We start from the raw sequence: 19,694 nt of genomic DNA, 5'->3' as shown, positions 1-19,694 counted from the left end.
CTCAGCAGGATTATTCTTATATTTCAGACAACAATCCTCCCGATCAACATTTATATCTTCAGTGCTTACCAAGAAGTCTAACATTCCAAAATATAGAATTCTATGCGGTTTGAGGGCAGGGTGACTTTAAGATACTATGGTACGAACGGGCTGCTGCTGACTCATATGGCCAATCTGCAGCGCAAAAAGATGCCACTAATCATGGCATCCTTTCAAGCAGCCTATAATGATGGTCAGCCACTATAACTTACGCAGGTGGTTATTTCAACAATAAGCGACTAAGCTTTTTTTACCGTGAAGTACACTTGATAGGGTTCATAACCGATATCGCGAATTCTTCTCAGCTGAATTCCCGGGTCCTGATTGGCCGTCTTGAAGAAATAGCGCCAGCTGCCCCACTCCCGTTCATTTTCCATGATCAACTCAGAGGCAACATCATCTAGCTGTGTAAAGAGAATCCTCTCATTCTCACAAATCCCAGCCAGAACTTCAGGACCAAAACGAAACGCACCTGTCTGTTCGTCGTCCGGCAGAGGAATGAAGCGGATCCCGACAGGCAGAATGATACTGACTCGATCGCCGTTCCTCCAATTTCGCAGCAGGGTATAGAATGCACTATGATCCGCAGATTTCCCGTGAAGCTGATCGTTCACATAGATGACGGCTTCCGACAGGACCCAGTCCGGTATGCGCAAATGGAGGGCAAACGCTTGGGCAGAGCCGGTATGGACAACGAAATCATACTTTTTATAATTCGGCAGATTCTCGTGAAGCGCTGTAACCTCATTCAATTCCTGCTGTCCTGCGGTATTCGAAGAGTTCAGCATGCTTCCGCTCATATGATCCTGAGATTGATGAATGCGGACATTCTCTCCATTGATCTCTGTGGTCAGCTCTGAATGGAAATACTGGCATACATAGACATCGTTGTGATTCTGATAATAAATGCCTCTGTTCAACGCTGCATTGGCTTGTACCATCGTTCCGTGGCAGCAGAAGAAGCTATCGGTCTCCGAACTCCAATCCTTCCGTAAGCCTGCCTTCATCGGCAGAAAATAGGTAAGCAGCCCTGTTCCGGGATTGTCGTGCCGGTTGCCGGTCAGATGATATTCCTGGTAGTAGGCTTGAGCCATAATACCGTTGTACAGATTATATTCAATATACTGCGCATATGCCGGATCTGATGTATGCCGGAAAAGAAACTCTGCCAGACGAATCATATTATAAACCGTACAGTGCTCCTGATTCTTATCCCCGAGGCGTGCTTTGATCTTCATTTTGGGCATCCACACTTCACCTGCTGTATTTCCGCCAGTTGCCAGAGTGCCTCTCTGCGTGACCGCACATTTCCAGTAGGCAGCGACAATGTCCATCCAGCGTTGTTCGCCGGTGACCTCGTAAGCTCTGGCACAGCCGAGTACTTCAGGAATGGTGGTGTTGGCATGCATGTTGGTCAAAGGGTCTTTGTTCTCCAGTAACGGGCGGAAAAGTCTGCTGCGGTAATAACGCTCCAGCAAGGTCTTGTATTTAGCATTCCCTGTAATATGGAGCAGGTCCGCCCAAGCCTCAAGCATCCCGCCTGTCTCCATGTCCAGAATGTCATCGAATTTCTCTCTGGTGAAGGTAGTGCTCCATGTGACGAACCAGTCTGCAAAACGATCGGCCACCTCGAGCGCTTGTTGACTGCCGGTGAATTGGTACATATCCACCAGTCCCATAAATAACTTATGGATATTATACTGCGGAGCCCATATCGCTTTACCTTGAGCAACCCAGTGTAAATATTTCTCCGGAATAGGCGCTGCCCATTGTCCACCGTTGTCCTTCTGGCATTCGGCAAGCTCGTCCAGGATGAGATCCGCTTTGAGCTTGAGTTCCAGATCGCCAGTCTCATGAAACCGCATAGCTGCCGCAGACAGCCAATGTCCAAGAAAATGTCCCCGGATCTGACAGACTGGCGTCTCCCATCCCCCATGTGCATCCTCTGGAATATCTCTGCCATGGTATCTTCCCGCTTCTACTTTATAGTTAAACAGGAGATTATCATTTGTCAGTTTCATTAAATACCGCCGGTTTGCTTCCTCCCTGCGTGTCAGATCATTATCATGAAGAACGACATGCTTGCCCTTCAGTTCTCTCATTGCTGCAGCCCCTTAATATACTGACATTGATTTTACAATGAAAGTATATAGCAGCGCTTCCATCAATCCAATGATTAATCCTAATATAAAGTTGATCCATACTGAGTAATAAACTGAAAGCCGGTGTTAAATAAAATTATGATAGATTGTCTCCACTTTCGGTTTGTTAGCCTCGTTTTTTAAAAAAAGAGCGGTCCTTTAAGTCACTGAAGTGACTTGAAGAACCGTCCCTTTTGATTGCCGGTTATACCGGAATTATCGTAATCCACTTCACCGCTTCAATACGGTTATTGATCTATTGTGATACCTTGGCTTCTACTGCTGCACCGCTGTCAGCACCAGGTCGTCGAAATGGACTTCACCGGCGGCGCTGCCTTTATACAGATAAATCGTGGCGCTGGTGTTGGCGCTTCCTGTTGTGAATTCAATTTCTTTGTGCACATATCCTGCGCCCTGCTCGAAGCCCCAGGCATCCGTGAATGTGCCGCCGTAATTCTTGACCCCAAATACCGCTACACCACCGTCTGCACTTTGTCCTAAGCCGGACAGCCTGTAGGTCGTGTCCGGAAGCAGGCTGGAGACCGTCTGCTCCATGCCTGAAGCCTGCCCGCTCAGCCGGGCAGCATAGTTCCCTGTATACGGGGCAGTGTCTGAGATCGCAGCACCATTATAATGGACTGCCCAGCCGGTGAAATCACCGATCTCGAAGCCGGGATTCTGCAGCAGGTTGACCGGCTCCGGTTCCGGTTCGGTCTCCACGGGAATGAACCGGAAATAATCATAGTTCGCCGTAAATCCTGTACCGCCTCCCGTGAACAGGCCGATCTTAGGCTCCGCAATTTCCACTGTCTGATCCGCTCCGGCCTGCTGGTAGCTCACACCGTCAGCGGAATAGAAGCCGCTGTACGTATTGCCCGTCTTTACGAGTCTAAGGTATACCGCCGATCCCAGGGTATCGGCAGTTTCGACATGCTGCCGCACGGTGTCTTTTTGCGCAGTGAACTGGAATTCGTTGCCGGTGCCGTACATCCGGGTAATCCGGACGAAGGTCGCATCGCTCTCATAGACAATCAGTCCGCCCTGGGCCCATGGGGACGCCGGTAATCCCGTCAGCTTAGTCTCTAAGGTCCAGTCCCCTTCAGGCGCTCCGGTGAGCAGAAGATTCTTGGCCGTTGCAGACCCCTCTGCGATTTCTCCGTTCTCGGCAGTAATCCGCATAGAGCCGGGATTAGCCGTCAGCGACCAGGCTGCGCTGTTCTCACGTACCCAAGTCCACTGACCGTCCAGATCCGGCCCGGCGAATTCGTCACTTCCGCCTTCGGTGAACACCGGTTCGGCGGGACCGGCAGGAGATGCGCTGAATTGAATCAATTCCAGATCGTCGAACGTCACTTGTCCCGTCCCTCCGGCTTTGTACAGAAAAATTGTAGCGCTGGTGCTGGAGGCCCCTGTCGTAAATGTAATTTCCTTGCGGGTATAAGCAGCTGCAGTCATATAGACACTCTGTTCGGCGTTGCCGTGGTTCTTCACTCCGAATACGGCTGAGCCGCCGCCGCTGGCTGCGCCATAAGCGTACAGCTTATACATGGTGTTCGGATGCAGTCCGCCAATGTTCTGCTCCATTCCGGCATAGTTGCCGGTAAGTGCCGCAGCGTAGGCACCGTTGTGCGCTCCGGTATTCACGATAGAAGCTCCATTGTAATGGAGCGGCCAGTTGCTGAAATCACCTGTCTCAAACCCCGGATTAAGCAGCAGATTATTCTGGGAAGGCGGCTGCGGCAGTGGAGGCAGATTGTTCGGATCCAGCCCCGCTCCCTGGTATGCCCCAATATTGGGAGCAGTGCCTGCCGGAACAGGGTTGCCGAAATAATCACTTCCGCCGTTGCCGCTGATGATTCTGCCGCTGCCAATGGCCGGAGAGGTATTCAGCAGCTGATAGCCCGCCAGCGTGCCGCGTCCAATGCCGCCTGAGCCTGGAGAAGCGAGCTTCGGATCAGCGGTGATTTTGTGCGGGTCAGCCGGTTCGCTGGATGGATGGTTGCCATAGAACAGATTATTATCGAATATGTTTCCGGTGCTGGAGCCGAACTGATATCCCCCGGTGCCCAGATTATAGATCAGGTTGTTGTAAAAGGCCGTATTTGAAGCATAGCCATCCCAAAAGCCGTAATTGACCACCTTAGTGCTGGAAGTGAGCGGCAGATAGACCGTATTATTATAGAACTTCGCGCCGCTGACCGGGCCGTTCAGATTGAACACCGCCCCGCCGTCATTCTCGCTGATATTATAGCGGACGACCGCATTGGTATTGTAATTGGAGGCAGCTGTCCCGTCATTGACGACCAGTACCATCCCCCCTGCATTATGGTGACTGTAGTTGTACTGGATAATAGTGCCGTCACTGTTATAATCCGCATCGTAGGCCATCGCGTCGCCGCCGGGGGCGGTGTTGTACACTTCATTGAACTGGATGACCGCATCCTTCGTGCCCCATACCCACAGCGGCACATGATACCCGGACGCTCGGACATGGGTATCGTACACCACATTATGCTCGATGACCCCGCCCGTCGTATTGAGCACAACCGCCCCGTCGGCAGCCACATCGTTAATGACATTATTCTGCACCTTAAGACCGGTGGAGTAGGTACGCTGTGCTCCATTCAGATAGATTCCTACACTGTCGAGCGAATAGATGCGGTTATTCTTGATGACCACGTCCGACACATGAAGATCCCAGTCCGGACCCCAGACGATAATTCCGCCGTTATGCACATAATCGGTGGCTGTTGTCCCTTTGACCTGATGGATATCGAGATTCTCGAACACGAAATGCTTATAGACCTTGGGATTGGTCCAGCTGCCGCTGCTGCCGCTGACATGAATGCCTCTGCGCTCGCCCGGACTGGCTGCATTATTGGTAATCTCGAGATTACGGACCTCCCACTGCTCCTGATTGTAGAAATATACGGCAGCGGCGGCACCACCACCTGCAATCAACGGCTTGGCCCCTTCGCTGTACCGGTCAATCTGAATCGGGCTGCCTTCGCTGCCGGAGCCCTGGGGTGACAGCGTCCCCGTCCAGACTCCGCCCGCCTTGAACAGAATGCGGTCCCCAGGCTGAAAAACTGTGGCGTTCACTTTGTCCAGGGTCTTCCAGGCCTGGGCATCGGAGCTGCCTGTGTTGCTGTCGCTGCCCCCTGCCGAATCGACATAATAGGATGTACCGTCTGCACGGACCGTTGACGGGACTAATACAGACAGTACAGATGCCAGAATCAGGATTGCCGTCAAAATCAGCTTGTTCATCTGATGCCATGGTCTTCTTGTCATCTTGTCTTAAACCTCCCGATATGAATGGTATGCTACTGCATTTGCAGGCCGGAATATCCCGGCTCCGTTAGCTCAATCCGGGCGGAACGGATTCGCTGCTCCAGTTTCCGCCCGAAGCCTGTCTCCGCCGCCGCTTTCCCTTTCCGCTCCTCCGCTGCTGTTTCTGGCTTCTGCGGTTTTACATCGCCAAGCACCGCCATTACCCATTCCCCTGTGAAGCCTTCATCCATGACCGGGCTGATCTCGCCGGACTCCCGCTCACCGGTCAGCCAGGCGTACAGCTGGCCCTGCTCGCGGAAATACACTCTGGCGTTTGCGCTGTCCAGACTTTCACTGCTTAGAGTCAAGTCAGGAAAGGAAGCGTTATCATTTCTCAGTTCTGAAATCGCCTCTTCCGGGCTTCTGCCCTCAAGAAGCAACTGACGCACCTCAGACAGAAGCTGTTGTGTTCCCGGCTTGTTATCCGCTACACCTTGCCCTTTGCTCCGGTATGCTATGGAAATGCGGGTAAACGTAAGCTCCTGTTCCTCAGGAATGCTGCTAACCTGATCCTCCCGTGCCGGTTCATCATCCCGTCCGTGTTCCCCAGGCACTGTCATCCTCTCCCGAAGCGCAACCTCCAGATTGCTCAAATAGTAGGGAATGAAGCTGCCTTCATCCAGCTCGGCCGGACCAAACACCGCTATCCCGGCAACAGCAGCCTGAGCCCGCCGTTTGTTCTCGCGTTCCATCTCAGAGAGCAGCCCGCCAAAGTCCGTGCTGTCAACAAGCCCTTCTTCATGACCCATCTCCAGCAGAATCCGGCTTCGAGTCCAGGAGGTAAGCGCCTCACGCTTGAGCATCTCCAGCGGATTCTCCCCGCCAATCTCCAGCTCCCAGAAGTTCCCTTCATAAGCCTGGTTGTAAGTATCCCGGAAGTACTCAATCACCTGCGTGCGCTGGAGTCCCATCGCATACTTCAGTTCCGCCGCGGTCACTGCATACCCGTTGATCCGTGCCACCTCGGGGTCCGTTGCCATCCGCTCCGTTATGCCCTGGGCCTTGGCGGAAGCATTCTCCTTTCCCTCAGGCCCAACGAGCCTTTCCGGGACTCCGCCTCCGCTTAACAGCAGGATAACGGCCAGACACAGCGGGACACCCGAAGCTGCGGCGGCTCTGCTTTTTGTCCACTTCATAGCCTCTTTCCTTCTTCCTTTGCAGGTATAGATAAGTTGCCTATTGTCCAAACAAGCAAAAAGGAGGAGATGATCCCGGCTTCCCGTCCGTTTCTCCTCCTCCTTCCGGCTAGACTCCTGCAGCAGGCAGCTTTAGCCCGGATAACTCCTGCTGGGTTCGCCGTCACTTCGTGCTGTCAAACCATTCATTGGCTTCCTTCGTCATCTGCTCTCCGCCAATGCTGTACCATTCCTTGACGAATGTATCGAAATCCTCCAGCGGCTTGCGGCCGTAGATGATCGCCATGATCGCCTCTCCTTCAAGCTTCGTCGTGATGCCTCCCTTGGACTGCATCGCCGGTGTACTGGCACCCAGGAACTTGGGCGCCCAGTAGCTGTCCTTGGCCCATCCATCGACGACGATCTGCGCCGCCTTCAGAATATCGGGATTGCCAAGAGCCGCAGCTTCAGCGTCTGTAAGATTTCCCTGTTCCAGCAAATCCCCTTTGTCTGCGGATTGCTGCAGCACACTGAACGGGTCCTTTGGCTCATACAGGAAGTATTTGTAGACCCCTACCGAGCCTCCGGGGATATCCTCGCTAACTGTGGAGACTGTTCCGTCCGCCTTGAGGGTATAGTCATAGTCTTCGGCCCAGCCGTGCTCGAATTCGCTGCCTGGTTCTTTGTCCACTCCGGCGAACAGACGGTTAAGATACAGGAACAGAGCATCGGTATGCTCAAAGCCTTCCCTTACGAGCATCCCTCCCTTCAGGAACGTGGTATCCCGCGCTCCCGCCTTGCCATTCTCAACGGGAATGGGGTACGGCTTCATTGTCGCTCCCGGCACGTTCTTCTGCAGGTCCGGAACCGGCCAGCTGCCCAGCCAATATGGAGCCACCACAACCCCTACCCGTCCCTGGCCAATCAGCTCGGCGAGCTTGTTCTCATCGTGCAGCCCGGCCTCCTTGGAGATATAGCCCTTCTGGTACCAGTTCCGCATTACCTCAAGGCCTTTCTTCATCTCCGGTACGGTCGAACCGTGCACCAGCTTACCGTCCGCGCCCTGGTTCCACTGGTAAGGAACGGTTCCGAACGGCCCGAAGATCCAGGTGCTCTCCCCGAGCCAGCCTGCCAGCGGATTCGGGTGGCCGCCGCCCGAGCCGAGACTCACGCCCAGCGGAATGATGGAATCCGTATTGCCCGGCTTCTTATCAAGCAGCGCCTGCATGAAGGCCTCCAGCTCCTCAAAGGTTGATGGAGCCTGCATCCCCAGTTCGTCCAGCCAATCCTGGCGGACCCACATGACAGCATTATCGTTACCGGCATTGGCGAAGTAAGGCAGGCCCATATGCTTACCCTCGAAGGTAACCTGGCTCCAGATCAGCGGGTGGGAGCTGAAGATCTCCTTCACACGGTCCGAGGCATACTTGTCGAAATCCGCTGAAACATCCTTGTAGGCTCCGGATTCGATCAGCTCATTCATCAGTCCGATATCCATCGTTGTGACGACATCCGGCAGCTCCTGCTTGGCTGTCAGCATCAGCCGCATCTTGGTGGCGAACTGCTCGCCGGGCACCTCCCACAGATGCTGGATATCAATCCCCAGCTGCTCCTTCGCCCAACGGGTATGCACATTGTCGCTCAGTGTCTCCCCGTTTTTGTACTTGAAGCTGGAATCCGTGGCTGTAACGGTAGTGATGGTGACCGGAGTTTCGAAGCGGTATGTTCCATCCCTGATCCCTTCAATCCGGGCAGCGTCTCCCTCCGCCTCCGCAGGCGCAGACGGCTGGGCGGATACCGGCGGTGCTGTGCCGGCAGCCCCGTTGCTGCTGCTCGGTGAACAAGCTGTGGGCAGCGACAGCAGCAGCGTTGCCGACAATAGCAGCGCGAACCTTTTTTTTGTCCTCTTCATGCAAGTGCCTCCCTGTGTTCCTGTAATCTCTGACGCATTCATCTTATTACAACGCTTTCACGGGAGTAAGAGAGAAAGATTTAAGGTGATATGCTAAATTCTTAAGCATTGTTACAGCAGGCGTTCCCGGTATTCCTGCGGTGTGATCCCGTAATAGTTCTTGAACAGCTTGCTGAAGTACGGAGGATTCTGGAAGCCCAGCCGGGCGGCCAGCTCATAAATCCGGATCTCCGTAGAGCGCAGCAGCACCGCCGCCTGCTCCATCCGGTAACGCATAATGTAATCACTCAGATTCTCGCCCGTCTCCTGCTTATACATGGAGGACAGATATACCGCATGGAGCTTCACGTGGTCGGCAATGCTCTGCAGGGAGACATCCCGGGCAAGATTCTCCTCAATGAAGCGGTGGATTCTCGCCAGCAGCTGGCGCTTGTGATCGTTGTATTCCGCATTCTCCGACTGCGCAAGACAGGACAATATCTCTTCCGCCCAGTCCGCAATGGTGCCGGCACTGCGCATAATCCGGGCTGATTCACCAATCTCTCCCTTCCCGGATGTCGCCTCCATGAGGGTCTTTCCCTGCTGGTGGGCAATGGCCAGGAAAGCGCTCACCAGCGTATGGTACAGCTCGGCCAGATGCTCTTCGGAATCGAGCAGCTTCTCCTCCATTTCGCGGACAATGGCGGCCAGATTGCTGCGTACTTCATCCCAACGGCCTCCCTCCATCAGCCGCAGGAATGCCGGCGGCGCATAGAGTGAGGTCAAGGTGCGTTCAACCGTCCGGTTGCTGCCCGCTATAGCCAGGAATTCCTGCTCACTGCGCGGGATTTTCCGGAATTCGTTCAGCGACTTGCGGTAGACCTGCGCCAGCTCCATGGGGAATCGCAGCGGTTCACTCAGCAAAAGCGAGACCTGCCCCTTGAGCAGGCCGGACACCTTCAGCTGCAGTTCATGTGCCTGTGTATGCAGAGTTTTCACCTCCATTTCACCCATCTCATGCGGTTGCTCCCGGCTGCGCAGCGCAAAGATGAGATAGCCATAGGCATCGCGGCAATGCCAGACATTACAGTGCGGCTCCAGAATCTCTGCGGCAATATTCCGCACCGCATATTCAAACAGCAGGGCATCCGGTTCTTCTCCGCTGCCGAATACCTTCTCGGGCCGCACCATCACCAGCAGCAGCGAATCCTCCGCATGGAAGGGGAGCTGGTACTCCTTCAACCGCTCGGCTAACGCTCCATTCTCCGGCAGCTGGCCTGACAGCAGATCATTCAGAAATCCCGACCGCAGCATCGGCATATGCTGGTGCAAGGTCCGCCGCGCCCGTTCCTGGGAAGCAATCTGCTCCCATTCCGTGCGGAGGCCGGCGGCAACCCGCTTCACCTCAGCAAGCAGCTCTTCATCCTTGACCGGCTTCAGCAGATAGCCTACCGTCCGGTGCTCAATCGCCTGCCGGGCGTATTCAAATTCGCCGAAGCCTGACAGCAGCACACAGCGGGTTCTTGGATAATGCTCATGCACATGCTTGCATAAGGCCAAACCATCCATCCCGGGCATGCGGATATCCGTGACCACAATATCGACCGGATGATGCTTCAGCAGCTCTGCCGCCTCCAGACCGGATGCTGCCTGATACACATGCTCCACACCGGCGGAAGCCCAGTCATTCTGGACCATGCTCTTAAGAATCATCGGCTCGTCATCGACGAGCATCAGCTGCATTTTCACTTGGCTGTCCTCCTTCATGTTCCCTTTTCCAGCGCAGGCTGACCCGTAAACCGCCGAGACCCGGCGAGGCGTCCAGCCTGATGCCGGACCCCGGACCGTACTGCTGCTTCAGACGCTGATTGACATTCCACAGGCCGCAGCCTGTCTGCTCATTCATGGGCAGCTCCAGCTCTTTCATATAGCCGGCGATCTTCTCCTCCGTCATGCCCGCCCCGCTGTCCTCAACCTGCAGCAGATTATACTCCCCTTCTTGTACACCTGTGACCTGTATCGTTCCCGCTCCCGGCTGCGGCTCCACACCATGGATAATGGCATTCTCCACTACAGGCTGCAGAAACAACCGGGGGACTGGCTCAGCCAGCATTTCCATCGGAATATTCAGCCCGAAATCCAGACGCTCCAGTCTGAAGGCGTAGATATGCAGATAGTTCCTGGCCTGTTGTACCTCTTCCTCCAGGAGCGGACGCTGGTTCTCCACCCGTGTCGTATAGCGGTAATAATCACCCAGATGATAGACCATCTCCCGGATCGTTTCCGTTTCCCCTGCCTTGGCGCAGGCGGCGATGAAGGAGAGGCAATTGTACAGAAAGTGGGGATGAATCTGGGACTGCAGCTGCTTCAGTGTTGCGAGCCTTGAACGGTTCTGCTCCTCATAGACGTCATTGATCAAATGCTGGGTCTGCTCGGCCATCTCATTGAACCGCAGGCGCATGTAGTCAAATTCGTTATTAAAGCGCTTTCTTATGCGAAAGGAATAATTGCCCCGCTCAAAGCTCCGCAAGCCCTTAACCACCTCTGACACCGGCTTCTGCACATGCTGGTACAGCAGATAAGAGGCAATAAGCGCCAGCAGGGCCAAAACAACAAAGCTGAGATAGAACATTCTGCGGCTCTGCACAATCGGTGCGTGAATAACATCAAGCGGGACATAATCCACCAGATAGGCATCCAGGGAGGAGAGATACGCATAGCTGATAAAAGTATCCTCCCCGCCGATTTCAAGGCTCCGGTGTCCGGATTCCTCCATCGGGTCTTTGAGCAGCCGGCGCCCGGTTTCCCTTGCGGCGGCATCGTCTGCGGATGCCGCGCCGTAAGCTGTACCGTAAGCCGTGAGCAGAAAAGCTTTGCCGGGATTATCCTGCTTGTAGTCACCCAGCATCCGCCGGATATTGTCGACCGTGAACCGTACCTCGAATACAGCAACGGGCTCCTGGTTCTGCTCCTGCGAAAGATAAGGGTCCCAGACGAACATCTGATAATACGGATTCACCGCACCGGTGCCCGGATGCAGCCTCCATACACCCGCGGGAGACAGCTTCATCTCCTTCATGTCGAACGTGTCACCCGGATTTGTGGATATACGTCGCCGGCTCTCCGGCAAATAGACGGACAGATCGTTGCGCCAGTTGCTGGAAAGGCTCTGCAGCTGCAGCTTTTCCTTGACCTGTGTCTGGTAGTATAGTGTCTGATAATAATCCTCGGTAAGCAGATTGAGCTGCAAATCCGTAATGGAGGAATCTCTCGTCAGCACACTGGAGGATAAGGACAAGCGGTCGATGTTCGACTCAATCTGATTCTTCAGGAAAAACAAGCGGCTTTCGTTGTTATCTGTAATCTGTCCATCGATGACTTCAAGACTCTTCTCACTGAAATACGTATAGAGCAGAGCCATTGGCAAAATCAGCATAAAAATAACGGCAGTGATTTTGACAAATACCGGCCGGTATCCCCGCATGGCAGCACCCCCTTAACAAATTGACAGTTACCTTAAATATCTATATCTGTACAGTTCAGGATTGTCAAGCCTAATATGGTGGTAGAATCCGCAAGCGGCGGACATTTAGGAGGAGACCCGTATGAAGCCAGGCACAGATATGGCGGCCAATGCCGCTCCCAAGGCCAATCCCGGAACCGGCACGATAGCCAGGCAGTTTGCCGCCACATGGAGGCTGCATCTTATGCTGGTGCCAGCCGTCATCATCGCGCTGATATTCAAATATGCCCCTATGCCGGGCATCATCATCGCTTTTCAGGACTTCAAGCCCTGGCAGGGCATTTCCGGCTCTTCGTGGGTGGGCTGGAGCAATTTCGAGCTGATTTTCTCGATGCATGATTCCCGGCAGGTCATTCTCAACACACTGATTATCTCCTGTCTCAAAATCGCCTTCGGGCTCGTAGTTCCGGTGATATTCGCCCTTCTGCTCAACGAAATCCGCCAGACGGGGCTTAAGCGTTCGGTTCAAACCCTGGTCTATCTGCCCCATTTCATGTCATGGGTGATTCTGGGCGGCATTCTCCTTGATCTCTTGTCCCTGGAAGGAATTGTGAACCAGCTGCTCAGCTTCTTCCACATGCAGCCCGTGATGTTCCTCAGTGAAGGGAACTGGTTCCGCTTCACCGTTATTCTAAGTGACTTGTGGAAGGAATTCGGCTTCAGCGCCATCGTCTTCCTGGCTTCACTGTCCGGCATCAATCCCGCGCTCTACGAAGCGGCGGAGATTGACGGGGCGGGCCGTATGAAGCAGACTCTCTACATTACGCTCCCCTCGATGCTGCCGATCATCGTTGTGGTCTTCACCCTGTCGCTGGGTAATATGCTGAACGCCAACTTCGACCAGATCTATAATCTGATCAATTCCCTGGTGCTGGACAAGGGCGATATTATCGATACGTATGTCTACCGTTCTTTCCAGGAAGGCCAATATAGCCTGTCCACCGCCGTCGGCCTGTTCAAGTCGGTGATCGGCTTCATCATGATTGGAGGAGGCTACTATTCAGCCTACAAGTGGGCAAATTACCGGATTTTCTGAGATGCTTGTCAATTTGAAGGAGGAAAGGCCTCATGTACCATAAAAACCCCACCTACCGCGTATTCTATCTGTTCAATATCGCTTTCCTTGTTTTGATTTCCGTGGTCTGTGTGCTGCCGCTGCTTCATATCTTTGCGGTGTCCCTCAGCGGCAAATCGGCAGCAGATTCCAACCTTGTCGGACTGATCCCCGTGGATTTCTCTTTGGATGGATATCTGCGTACCTTCGAGAATAGTAATTTCCTGTCGGCACTTCGAATCTCGGTGCTGCGAAGCGCTGTCGGCACGGTACTGGCCATGTGCGTAACGGTGCTGGCCGCCTTCCCCCTCTCGCGGAATTCCAAGGAATTCCGCGGACGCAGCTTCTATGTATGGTTCTTTCTAATTATTATGATCTTTGACGCCGGGCTGGTCCCGCATTATATCCTGATGGAGAAGATCAACCTGATCAATTCCTTCTGGATCTTCATCCTCCCGGGTCTGGTCAATGTCTGGAATATCATCCTGATGATGAATTTCTTCCGGGCATTGCCGCGCGACCTAGATGAAGCCGCGATTATGGACGGTGCAACCTCCTTCCAGATTATGTCCAGAATCTATCTGCCCGTATCGCTCCCGGCCATCGCCACCCTGTCCCTGTTCACCCTTGTGGGCCATTGGAATGCCTGGTTTGACGGCATGCTCTACATGACCTCGCCCGACCGCTGGCCCCTCGCCACGCTACTGCAGACCATCGTCGTTGTGCAGGACTTCAGCAAGACCGGTATCCGCTTCGAGGATCTGCAAACGCTCTCCAACCGGAGCGTCAAATCCGCGCAGATTTTCATCGCCATGCTGCCCATCCTGCTGGTCTATCCTTTTCTCCAGCGCTTTTTCGTCAAGGGTATCGTGCTTGGTGCCGTTAAGGAGTAGGTTGAACCCTGACAGGCATTACAGCCCATTAAGAACTGTTTATGCAGCACCCGTAAAACGTCAATGAAGCAGCGATTCTCCGATAACGGGGAATGCTGCTTCGCATCTTGCACACAATATCAGAAGGGAATAAAGTAAGTACACCATCTTTATCCGTGAGATTATATTTCTTGTGCAGCAGAGGTATGATCCGGCGCTTTTTGATTCATGATCGGCAACATCACCATTGCGCCGAGGAGGAATAATATCCCTGCTCCGCTAAAGATCGTACTCAGTGAAAAAGCGTTCTTAAGCGCGCCGGCAAAGGACATGGAAACGACCATCATCCCGACAAACATCGGATTCAGCACTCCGTTGACCCGGCCGACAATGGATGTATGTGACCATTTCAGAATCATCGTACTGATCCCGATATGAATGCAAGGGAAAACAAGCCCATTTAGAAACTGGATGCTAAGCGTGAGCGGAATGCTTGTCGAAAACCCGACAATCGTGGTACAAACGGCGCCTGTCAGCATGCCTATAGCCAGGAGAAGCTGGGGCGGTACTCTTTTGGCAAAGACGGCTACAATCCCTCCCCCGATCAGCATGGCTGCTCCATTCACCATAAGCATATATTGCAGGAACTCCTCACTTCGGCCCAGCCGCTCTGTTACGATAAACAGATTGAGCGCTTGGGCTACTCCAACCGAAAGTCCAGCCAGAATAAATGCGAGTCCGAGCATACACAGCACCTGGCTCTGCCAGACATAACGAAAGCCTTCGATGAAATCTTTACGGAATTGCCCTTTTACCTTGACCGTTTGGGATTGCATCTGATCCTCGGGCAGACGAACAAGGACGAGCGCAGACAGCAGAAAAACCACACCCATTACAGCGATTGAGGTTTCCAGGCCAAAGGTGCTATAAACGAAAGTGCCCAGCATGGGCCCAAGCACCATGAAGATGGCCATCAGCGATTGGAAGAGCGCCATGCCCTGCTGAAGCTGTTCTTCAGGCACATGGTATTTAAATAACCGCATGCTGGAAGGCTGTGAGAACTGGGAAAGAATAGCCGAGATGAAGGCGACCAGGTACACGGATTCCCAAGAACCGAAGTGAATGCTCATCAGAACGGCGAACACCGATACTGCGGATAGTGAATCGCACCAGATCATAGTCCGCTTCGGCCGCCACCGGTCGGCAAACGTACCTCCGATGAATGAAAACACAAAAATAGGCGCGAATTCAGCTACGCTAATCAGGGAAATAGCGTAGGGATCATTGTTGGTTCTGTCTGCAACATAGAGAAGAATAGCAAAATTACGCACCCAGATGCCAATCTGCAGCAGCACGCTTGATAAAAGAATTGTCTGCAGGAACCGGTTACGGAACAGGCTCGGCGGGTTTGCGCTTGTTTCAGGCCTCATCAGTCTTTATACCTCCTATTGATCCATAAATATACTTCCCTTAATGATAGGCAAGGATCTCCTTTCCCATCCTTATTATACGGACCAGACCCGGATCTATAAAGGCTTAAGTAAATAAATAGGAGCAGTTTCTCACCTCAATAAGGGGCTGTCCCAAAAGGCAGCCTTGGTTTTTTTGAGTAGGTTCAACGTGCGATGCTCCGAGAACGGACCGTTGTTCCAATCGCTGTGCTCTCCAGATTTTTTTCATTTCCCTTAGCGGTGAAAATCCGGAGACCAAGGCGAACGCTTCCGCTTTACCAAAAGGAGCGATTTCTTTGTACATTCAATAGTCCATGGACCAACTTTGCTTGCCAATGGACTTGGAAGAAGACATTCCAGAAAACCTCCTCGATCGCGCTCATTAACGCAGCCGTTAATCGGCTTGACGATACCATCATGGAAAAGGCGCGGCCGATCGTGGGGAATTTCCCAGAACGGTGATTGCGGATGCAGGCTACGGCAGTTAAGAAAACTACGCCTACCTGAAAAAGGATAAGATTCAGGCAATTCGGAAACGTCATGACGGAACCGGAAAGTGTATTTGGACAACTGAAGAATAACTGGGACTTCCGGCGCTTTCTGCTTCGCGGCATGGAAAAAGTGACGCTTGAGATCGGTTGGCTTTTGCTTACTCATAATCTGCTGAAGCAAGCCACCAATGACCAAAAACGCAGAGCAGCGATGCTCCAATAACGGGAGAATCGCTGCTCTGCTCACTTTTTGTAGTTTTTGGGACAGCCCCTTAAGGCAATGACCTGTTTCCCGTAGTTATTTCGAAATCGATTTGAAAGACTCGGTCTGCTGTGTAATGCCCTTCTCTGCCGCAAAGCGCTCAATGCTCGACGCGCCGAAGAACCCATCGATGCCCTTCGTTCTCTGAATGACATAAGCGGCATCCTCCGGCTCTGCAATCGGTCCGCCGTGGCAAATAATCATGATGTCCGGGTTCACAGCCCGCCCGGCTTCAATAATCGCTTCAATTCGTTCTACACAGTCGTCCAGGGTCAGTGCTGTTCTGGCACCGATCGTGCCCTTCGTCGTCAAGCCCATGTGGGCAACCAGAATATCAGCACCCGCCTCCGCCATGGCTTTGGCCTGCACAGGATCAAAGACATACGGGGTGGTTAGTAAATCCAGCTCATGGGCGATACGGATCATTTCAACTTCCAAGTCGTACCCCATACCGGTTTCCTCCAGATTTTGTCTAAATACCCCATCAATCAAGCCTACTGTAGGGAAGTTCTGAACACCGCTGAAGCCCTGCTCCTTCAATTGCTTCAGATATACCTCCATCACCCGGAACGGGTCTGTGCCGCATACCCCTGCCAGAACAGGAGTATGCTTGACAACGGGCAGCACCTCTGCGCCCATCTCAACGACGATCTGATTGGCATCCCCATAGGACAGCAAGCCCGCCAGTGAACCACGGCCTGCCATTCTGTAACGGCCGGAATTATATATAATCAGCATATCCGCTCCGCCTGCTTCACTGCTCTTGGCCGTAATCCCTGTGCCGGCCCCGACACCGAGGAGAATCTTGCCCAGATCCACCTCATTCTTGAATTTGGCCATAATTTCTGTTCTGCTTAGCTTGTTCATTCGTATATCCTCCTTATTGTTATTCAGGAAATCGATGTGCATGCATGAGTTCGATCAGCTTGAGTGCTGCAGCCTCTGCAAAGGCCGGATCGTTGATGGCGCAATCCATCTCAATGACTTCAACCCTTGTGCGGTCAACATGCTGGCGCAGGCTATCGAATAACATACGGTCCTCCTCCGGCCCGTAGAAGGGCTGCCCCTCCACATCAATTGCGGAAATGCCCCTAAGCGGCAGTATCAGCACGGTGCTCTCTTCGGCCATGTTCAGCTTCTCTGCCAGCTTCCTTCCGATCTGTTCATTCTCCGCCACTGTCGTTCTCATCAGGGTAACGGTCGGATTATGCTGGTAAAAGGTATGATCCTTGAATTTCTCCGGCACGGTATCTGCCGGTCCAAAATTGCACATATCCAAAGCGCCCACCGAAACGACCTGCGGAATGCGCTTGCGTCCTGCAGCCTCCAACCGGTGCGGCCCCGCATTCAAGACACCGCCGATGATCTCATCCGCCCACTCGGTCGTCGTCAAGTCGAGTACCCCTTCAATGAAACCCGCCTCGATGAGCGCCTCCATTGATTGTCCCCCGATACCTGTGGCGTGGAACACAAGCACCTCGTAGCCCCGTTCCTCCAGGTATTTTCTTGCCGCTGTCACACAGGGCGTTGTTACTCCGAACATCGTGGCTGCCACTAGCGGTTTCTTCTCCGGTATATGCGTATGCTCAAATTTAAGCATTCCCGCCATCGCATATATTGCGTTTGTAAATATTGCTGTGGAAATCGAATTCAAGCCTGCGACATCCACCACAGAGGGAATCATGATAATATCGCTTGTGCCTACGTATGGAGCTGTATTTCCGGATGCAACCGTTGATACCAATACCTTCGGAACGCCAATTGGCAGGGCTCTCATAGCCGGAGCGACCAGAGAGGTTCCGCCGGTACCCCCAAAGGATATGATACCGTCAAATTTCCCCTGCTTGTACAACTGGGGAATCAGCTTCTCCAATCCTTGGGATAGCAGCTCAGTAGCCAAAGCCCGGTCCTTCCTTGCTGCAAGCTCCTCTATGTCCATGCCTGCGGCGTACGCCACCTCCCGGTTAGACACATCCGGAACAAAGGCCGGCTCGAACACGCCTGTATGGATCATCAGGGTCCCCAGCCCAAGCTCCTCTGCAATCCTCTTAATGTATAGATACTCCTCACCTTTCGTATCAAACGTTCCAGCTATTGCGATGGTCTTCATTCTGCTGCCTCCTCATATGGATCATCTGGAACAGTGCTCAATCCCGGTAGCCGAGCGCTATAGACTAATCATACGGGGCTTACTTAAGAGTGAAAACGCTTTTATGTACTATGTTTTTGTGTTTAGGTTAGATCTGTACTGCTTGGGAGAGCAGCCCTTCAGCTTTTTAAACATTTTGCTGAATTGGGCATAATCCGGATACCCTGCCATCGCGGCCACCTCGGATAATTGAAGCTGCGGTGCCTGGAGCAGCGTCGCAGCTTTATTGATGCGGAAGCTCACCAGATAGGTCTGAAAGCTGCAGCCCACCTCTTGTTTAAACAAGCTGCTCAAATAACTGCGCGATACATGAGCTACCTTGGCCAGATCCGCAAAAACAACTTCATCGCTGTAGTTATGTGCGACATACTCTTTAACAAACTCAACATAATCATAATGCCTTGTGATGCCGCTGAGCATTTTGACCATGAAATCATCCTCATTCAGCTTGCCCAGGCGCTTGAAATCGCGGGTAATTGCCGTAATCGACTGCTCGGATGGAATCCGTTCGAAGGCAGAGCCGCCAATGTAGCCCATAATATCTGTGTTATTACTGTACATGTACTGGACGTCGACGGGTGTCTTCACCGGACCGCCGTAAATCATCTTAATCACATCTGGCTTAAGTTGCCCGCAGGCAGCAAAAATGCGCAGTGCCCTTGCTTTGGCTGCCTCTAAGGAGACAACCTTCCGCGCCCCTACTAATCCGCCTTCGGTCAGGCCGAGATGAGCACAGATTACATCTGCCCCCGCCTCGAGCATCTGGACCGCCTGGGACTCGTCAAATACGAAGGCCACCGTAAACAGCTCCTCCCGGTGGGCCAGTCGTATGGCCTCAACCTCTTTGTCATAGCTGATTCCGTCTTCTTCCAGAGCCTCTCTGAACAATCCGTCTATCAGGCCGACTGTCGGATAATTATTGACTCCCGCAAAGCCTTTGTCCTTGATATCCATTATATAACCGGCTATTTCTCTGGTGGGATCATTCGCATTCAGCCCGAAGAGCACGGGAGTATGCCTCACCAGCGGCACAATTTCCCTTGACCCGAAGTCCATCACCATATCATTGCTGTTGCAGAACGGTAAAAAGCCTGCCAGAGAGCTTCTCCCCATCTGGCGGAACTTGCCGGAGTTCAGCATTAATATAAAGTCCGCTCCGCTCTGGGCGGCAACCTTGGCTGTAATCCCCGTACCTGTCGAGACACCAATGACATGATTACCCTCATGCAGTTGTGATTGAAGGCGCTCCAGTATGGCTGTTCTGTTCAAGCTCTATCGCTCCTCATCTCTTCAGATTCCTCAATCTTAACCATCTTATATAAAAGAAAAAGCCACCCTGCTACTGAGAGCGCTTCAATCCTGTATCTTCTATT

13 protein-coding genes are annotated in these 19,694 nt (G+C 53.0%); 3 read left to right on the top strand and 10 right to left on the bottom strand.

Annotated features, from left to right (window positions below; all coding sequences use genetic code 11):
* Window positions 1–278 precede the first annotated feature (278 nt).
* From NSU01_RS17910 to NSU01_RS17885, 6 genes are all read right to left on the bottom strand, one after another.
* Window positions 279–2,141, bottom strand: coding sequence for a beta-L-arabinofuranosidase domain-containing protein (locus NSU01_RS17910; protein WP_076243138.1), 1,863 nt, complete (start codon window positions 2,139–2,141; stop codon window positions 279–281).
* Between the two features lie 315 nt (window positions 2,142–2,456).
* Window positions 2,457–5,474, bottom strand: coding sequence for a right-handed parallel beta-helix repeat-containing protein (locus NSU01_RS17905; RefSeq protein ID WP_076243139.1), 3,018 nt, complete (start codon window positions 5,472–5,474; stop codon window positions 2,457–2,459).
* 32 nt (window positions 5,475–5,506) lie between these two features.
* Entirely contained in the window at window positions 5,507–6,649 is a 1,143-nt protein-coding gene (locus tag NSU01_RS17900; protein WP_076243140.1) for a hypothetical protein, read from the bottom strand.
* A gap of 163 nt (window positions 6,650–6,812) precedes the next feature.
* Window positions 6,813–8,540, bottom strand: coding sequence for an extracellular solute-binding protein (locus tag NSU01_RS17895; protein WP_042137515.1), 1,728 nt, complete (start codon window positions 8,538–8,540; stop codon window positions 6,813–6,815).
* Between the two features lie 111 nt (window positions 8,541–8,651).
* Window positions 8,652–10,262 (bottom strand): response regulator, encoded by a 1,611-nt coding sequence (locus NSU01_RS17890; RefSeq protein ID WP_076243193.1) that lies wholly within the window; start codon window positions 10,260–10,262, stop codon window positions 8,652–8,654.
* The gene (locus NSU01_RS17885) at window positions 10,240–12,003 is read right to left on the bottom strand and encodes a sensor histidine kinase (protein ID WP_042137514.1); all 1,764 of its coding nucleotides are present in this window, start codon (window positions 12,001–12,003) and stop codon (window positions 10,240–10,242) included. The genes NSU01_RS17890 and NSU01_RS17885 overlap by 23 nt, the downstream gene beginning before the upstream one ends.
* A 223-nt stretch (window positions 12,004–12,226) precedes the next feature.
* Between NSU01_RS17885 and NSU01_RS17880 the strand changes: the two genes are divergently transcribed.
* Together NSU01_RS17880 and NSU01_RS17875 are read left to right on the top strand one after the other, a co-directional pair.
* Window positions 12,227–13,078 (top strand): ABC transporter permease subunit, encoded by an 852-nt coding sequence (locus NSU01_RS17880; protein WP_076243194.1) that lies wholly within the window; start codon window positions 12,227–12,229, stop codon window positions 13,076–13,078.
* Between the two features lie 32 nt (window positions 13,079–13,110).
* Window positions 13,111–13,989: a carbohydrate ABC transporter permease gene (locus NSU01_RS17875; protein ID WP_076243141.1), complete on the top strand. Its 879-nt coding sequence runs from the start codon at window positions 13,111–13,113 to the stop codon at window positions 13,987–13,989.
* A 161-nt stretch (window positions 13,990–14,150) separates the two neighbouring features.
* Here the strand turns inward: NSU01_RS17875 and NSU01_RS17870 are convergent, their stop codons facing one another.
* Entirely contained in the window at window positions 14,151–15,398 is a 1,248-nt protein-coding gene (locus NSU01_RS17870; RefSeq protein WP_076243142.1) for an MFS transporter, read from the bottom strand.
* 561 nt (window positions 15,399–15,959) lie between these two features.
* Between NSU01_RS17870 and NSU01_RS17865 the strand changes: the two genes are divergently transcribed.
* Window positions 15,960–16,133 carry a transposase gene (locus NSU01_RS17865; RefSeq protein ID WP_256703783.1) on the top strand — a complete coding sequence of 58 codons (174 nt, stop codon included), beginning with the start codon at window positions 15,960–15,962 and terminating at the stop codon, window positions 16,131–16,133.
* Between the two features lie 75 nt (window positions 16,134–16,208).
* On the opposite strand, the gene NSU01_RS17860 is transcribed toward NSU01_RS17865, so the two are convergent.
* The 3 genes from NSU01_RS17860 to NSU01_RS17850 all read right to left on the bottom strand — a co-directional run bounded on the left by NSU01_RS17860 (window position 16,209) and on the right by NSU01_RS17850 (window position 19,590).
* Window positions 16,209–17,039, bottom strand: a complete 831-nt coding sequence (locus tag NSU01_RS17860) for a phosphoenolpyruvate hydrolase family protein (protein WP_076243143.1) — start codon at window positions 17,037–17,039, stop codon at window positions 16,209–16,211.
* 19 nt (window positions 17,040–17,058) lie between these two features.
* Window positions 17,059–18,282, bottom strand: coding sequence for a Tm-1-like ATP-binding domain-containing protein (locus tag NSU01_RS17855; protein ID WP_076243144.1), 1,224 nt, complete (start codon window positions 18,280–18,282; stop codon window positions 17,059–17,061).
* A 108-nt stretch (window positions 18,283–18,390) separates the two neighbouring features.
* Window positions 18,391–19,590, bottom strand: a complete 1,200-nt coding sequence (locus tag NSU01_RS17850; RefSeq protein ID WP_076243145.1) for a phosphoenolpyruvate hydrolase family protein — start codon at window positions 19,588–19,590, stop codon at window positions 18,391–18,393.
* Window positions 19,591–19,694 lie beyond the last annotated feature (104 nt).

The sequence above is a fragment of the Paenibacillus sp. FSL H8-0259 genome (assembly GCF_037963255.1).
Taxonomy (GTDB): Bacteria; Bacillota; Bacilli; order Paenibacillales; family Paenibacillaceae; genus Paenibacillus_AQ; species Paenibacillus_AQ phytohabitans.
Note: the sequence above shows the minus strand (reverse complement) of the source record. Positions and strands in the feature narration are given on the sequence as shown.

Excerpts from the sequence above, each read along its gene's own strand:
- NSU01_RS17910 (WP_076243138.1), bottom strand. The coding sequence starts at position 2,141 with ATGAGAGAACTGAAGGGCAAGCATGTCGTTCTTCATGATAATGATCTG.
- NSU01_RS17905 (WP_076243139.1), bottom strand. The coding sequence starts at position 5,474 with ATGACAAGAAGACCATGGCATCAGATGAACAAGCTGATTTTGACGGCA.
- NSU01_RS17900 (WP_076243140.1), bottom strand. The coding sequence starts at position 6,649 with ATGAAGTGGACAAAAAGCAGAGCCGCCGCAGCTTCGGGTGTCCCGCTG.
- NSU01_RS17895 (WP_042137515.1), bottom strand. The coding sequence starts at position 8,540 with ATGAAGAGGACAAAAAAAAGGTTCGCGCTGCTATTGTCGGCAACGCTG.
- NSU01_RS17890 (WP_076243193.1), bottom strand. The coding sequence starts at position 10,262 with ATGCAGCTGATGCTCGTCGATGACGAGCCGATGATTCTTAAGAGCATG.
- NSU01_RS17885 (WP_042137514.1), bottom strand. The coding sequence starts at position 12,003 with ATGCGGGGATACCGGCCGGTATTTGTCAAAATCACTGCCGTTATTTTT.
- NSU01_RS17880 (WP_076243194.1), top strand. The coding sequence starts at position 12,227 with ATGCTGGTGCCAGCCGTCATCATCGCGCTGATATTCAAATATGCCCCT.
- NSU01_RS17875 (WP_076243141.1), top strand. The coding sequence starts at position 13,111 with ATGTACCATAAAAACCCCACCTACCGCGTATTCTATCTGTTCAATATC.
- NSU01_RS17870 (WP_076243142.1), bottom strand. The coding sequence starts at position 15,398 with ATGAGGCCTGAAACAAGCGCAAACCCGCCGAGCCTGTTCCGTAACCGG.
- NSU01_RS17865 (WP_256703783.1), top strand. The coding sequence starts at position 15,960 with ATGACGGAACCGGAAAGTGTATTTGGACAACTGAAGAATAACTGGGAC.
- NSU01_RS17860 (WP_076243143.1), bottom strand. The coding sequence starts at position 17,039 with ATGAACAAGCTAAGCAGAACAGAAATTATGGCCAAATTCAAGAATGAG.
- NSU01_RS17855 (WP_076243144.1), bottom strand. The coding sequence starts at position 18,282 with ATGAAGACCATCGCAATAGCTGGAACGTTTGATACGAAAGGTGAGGAG.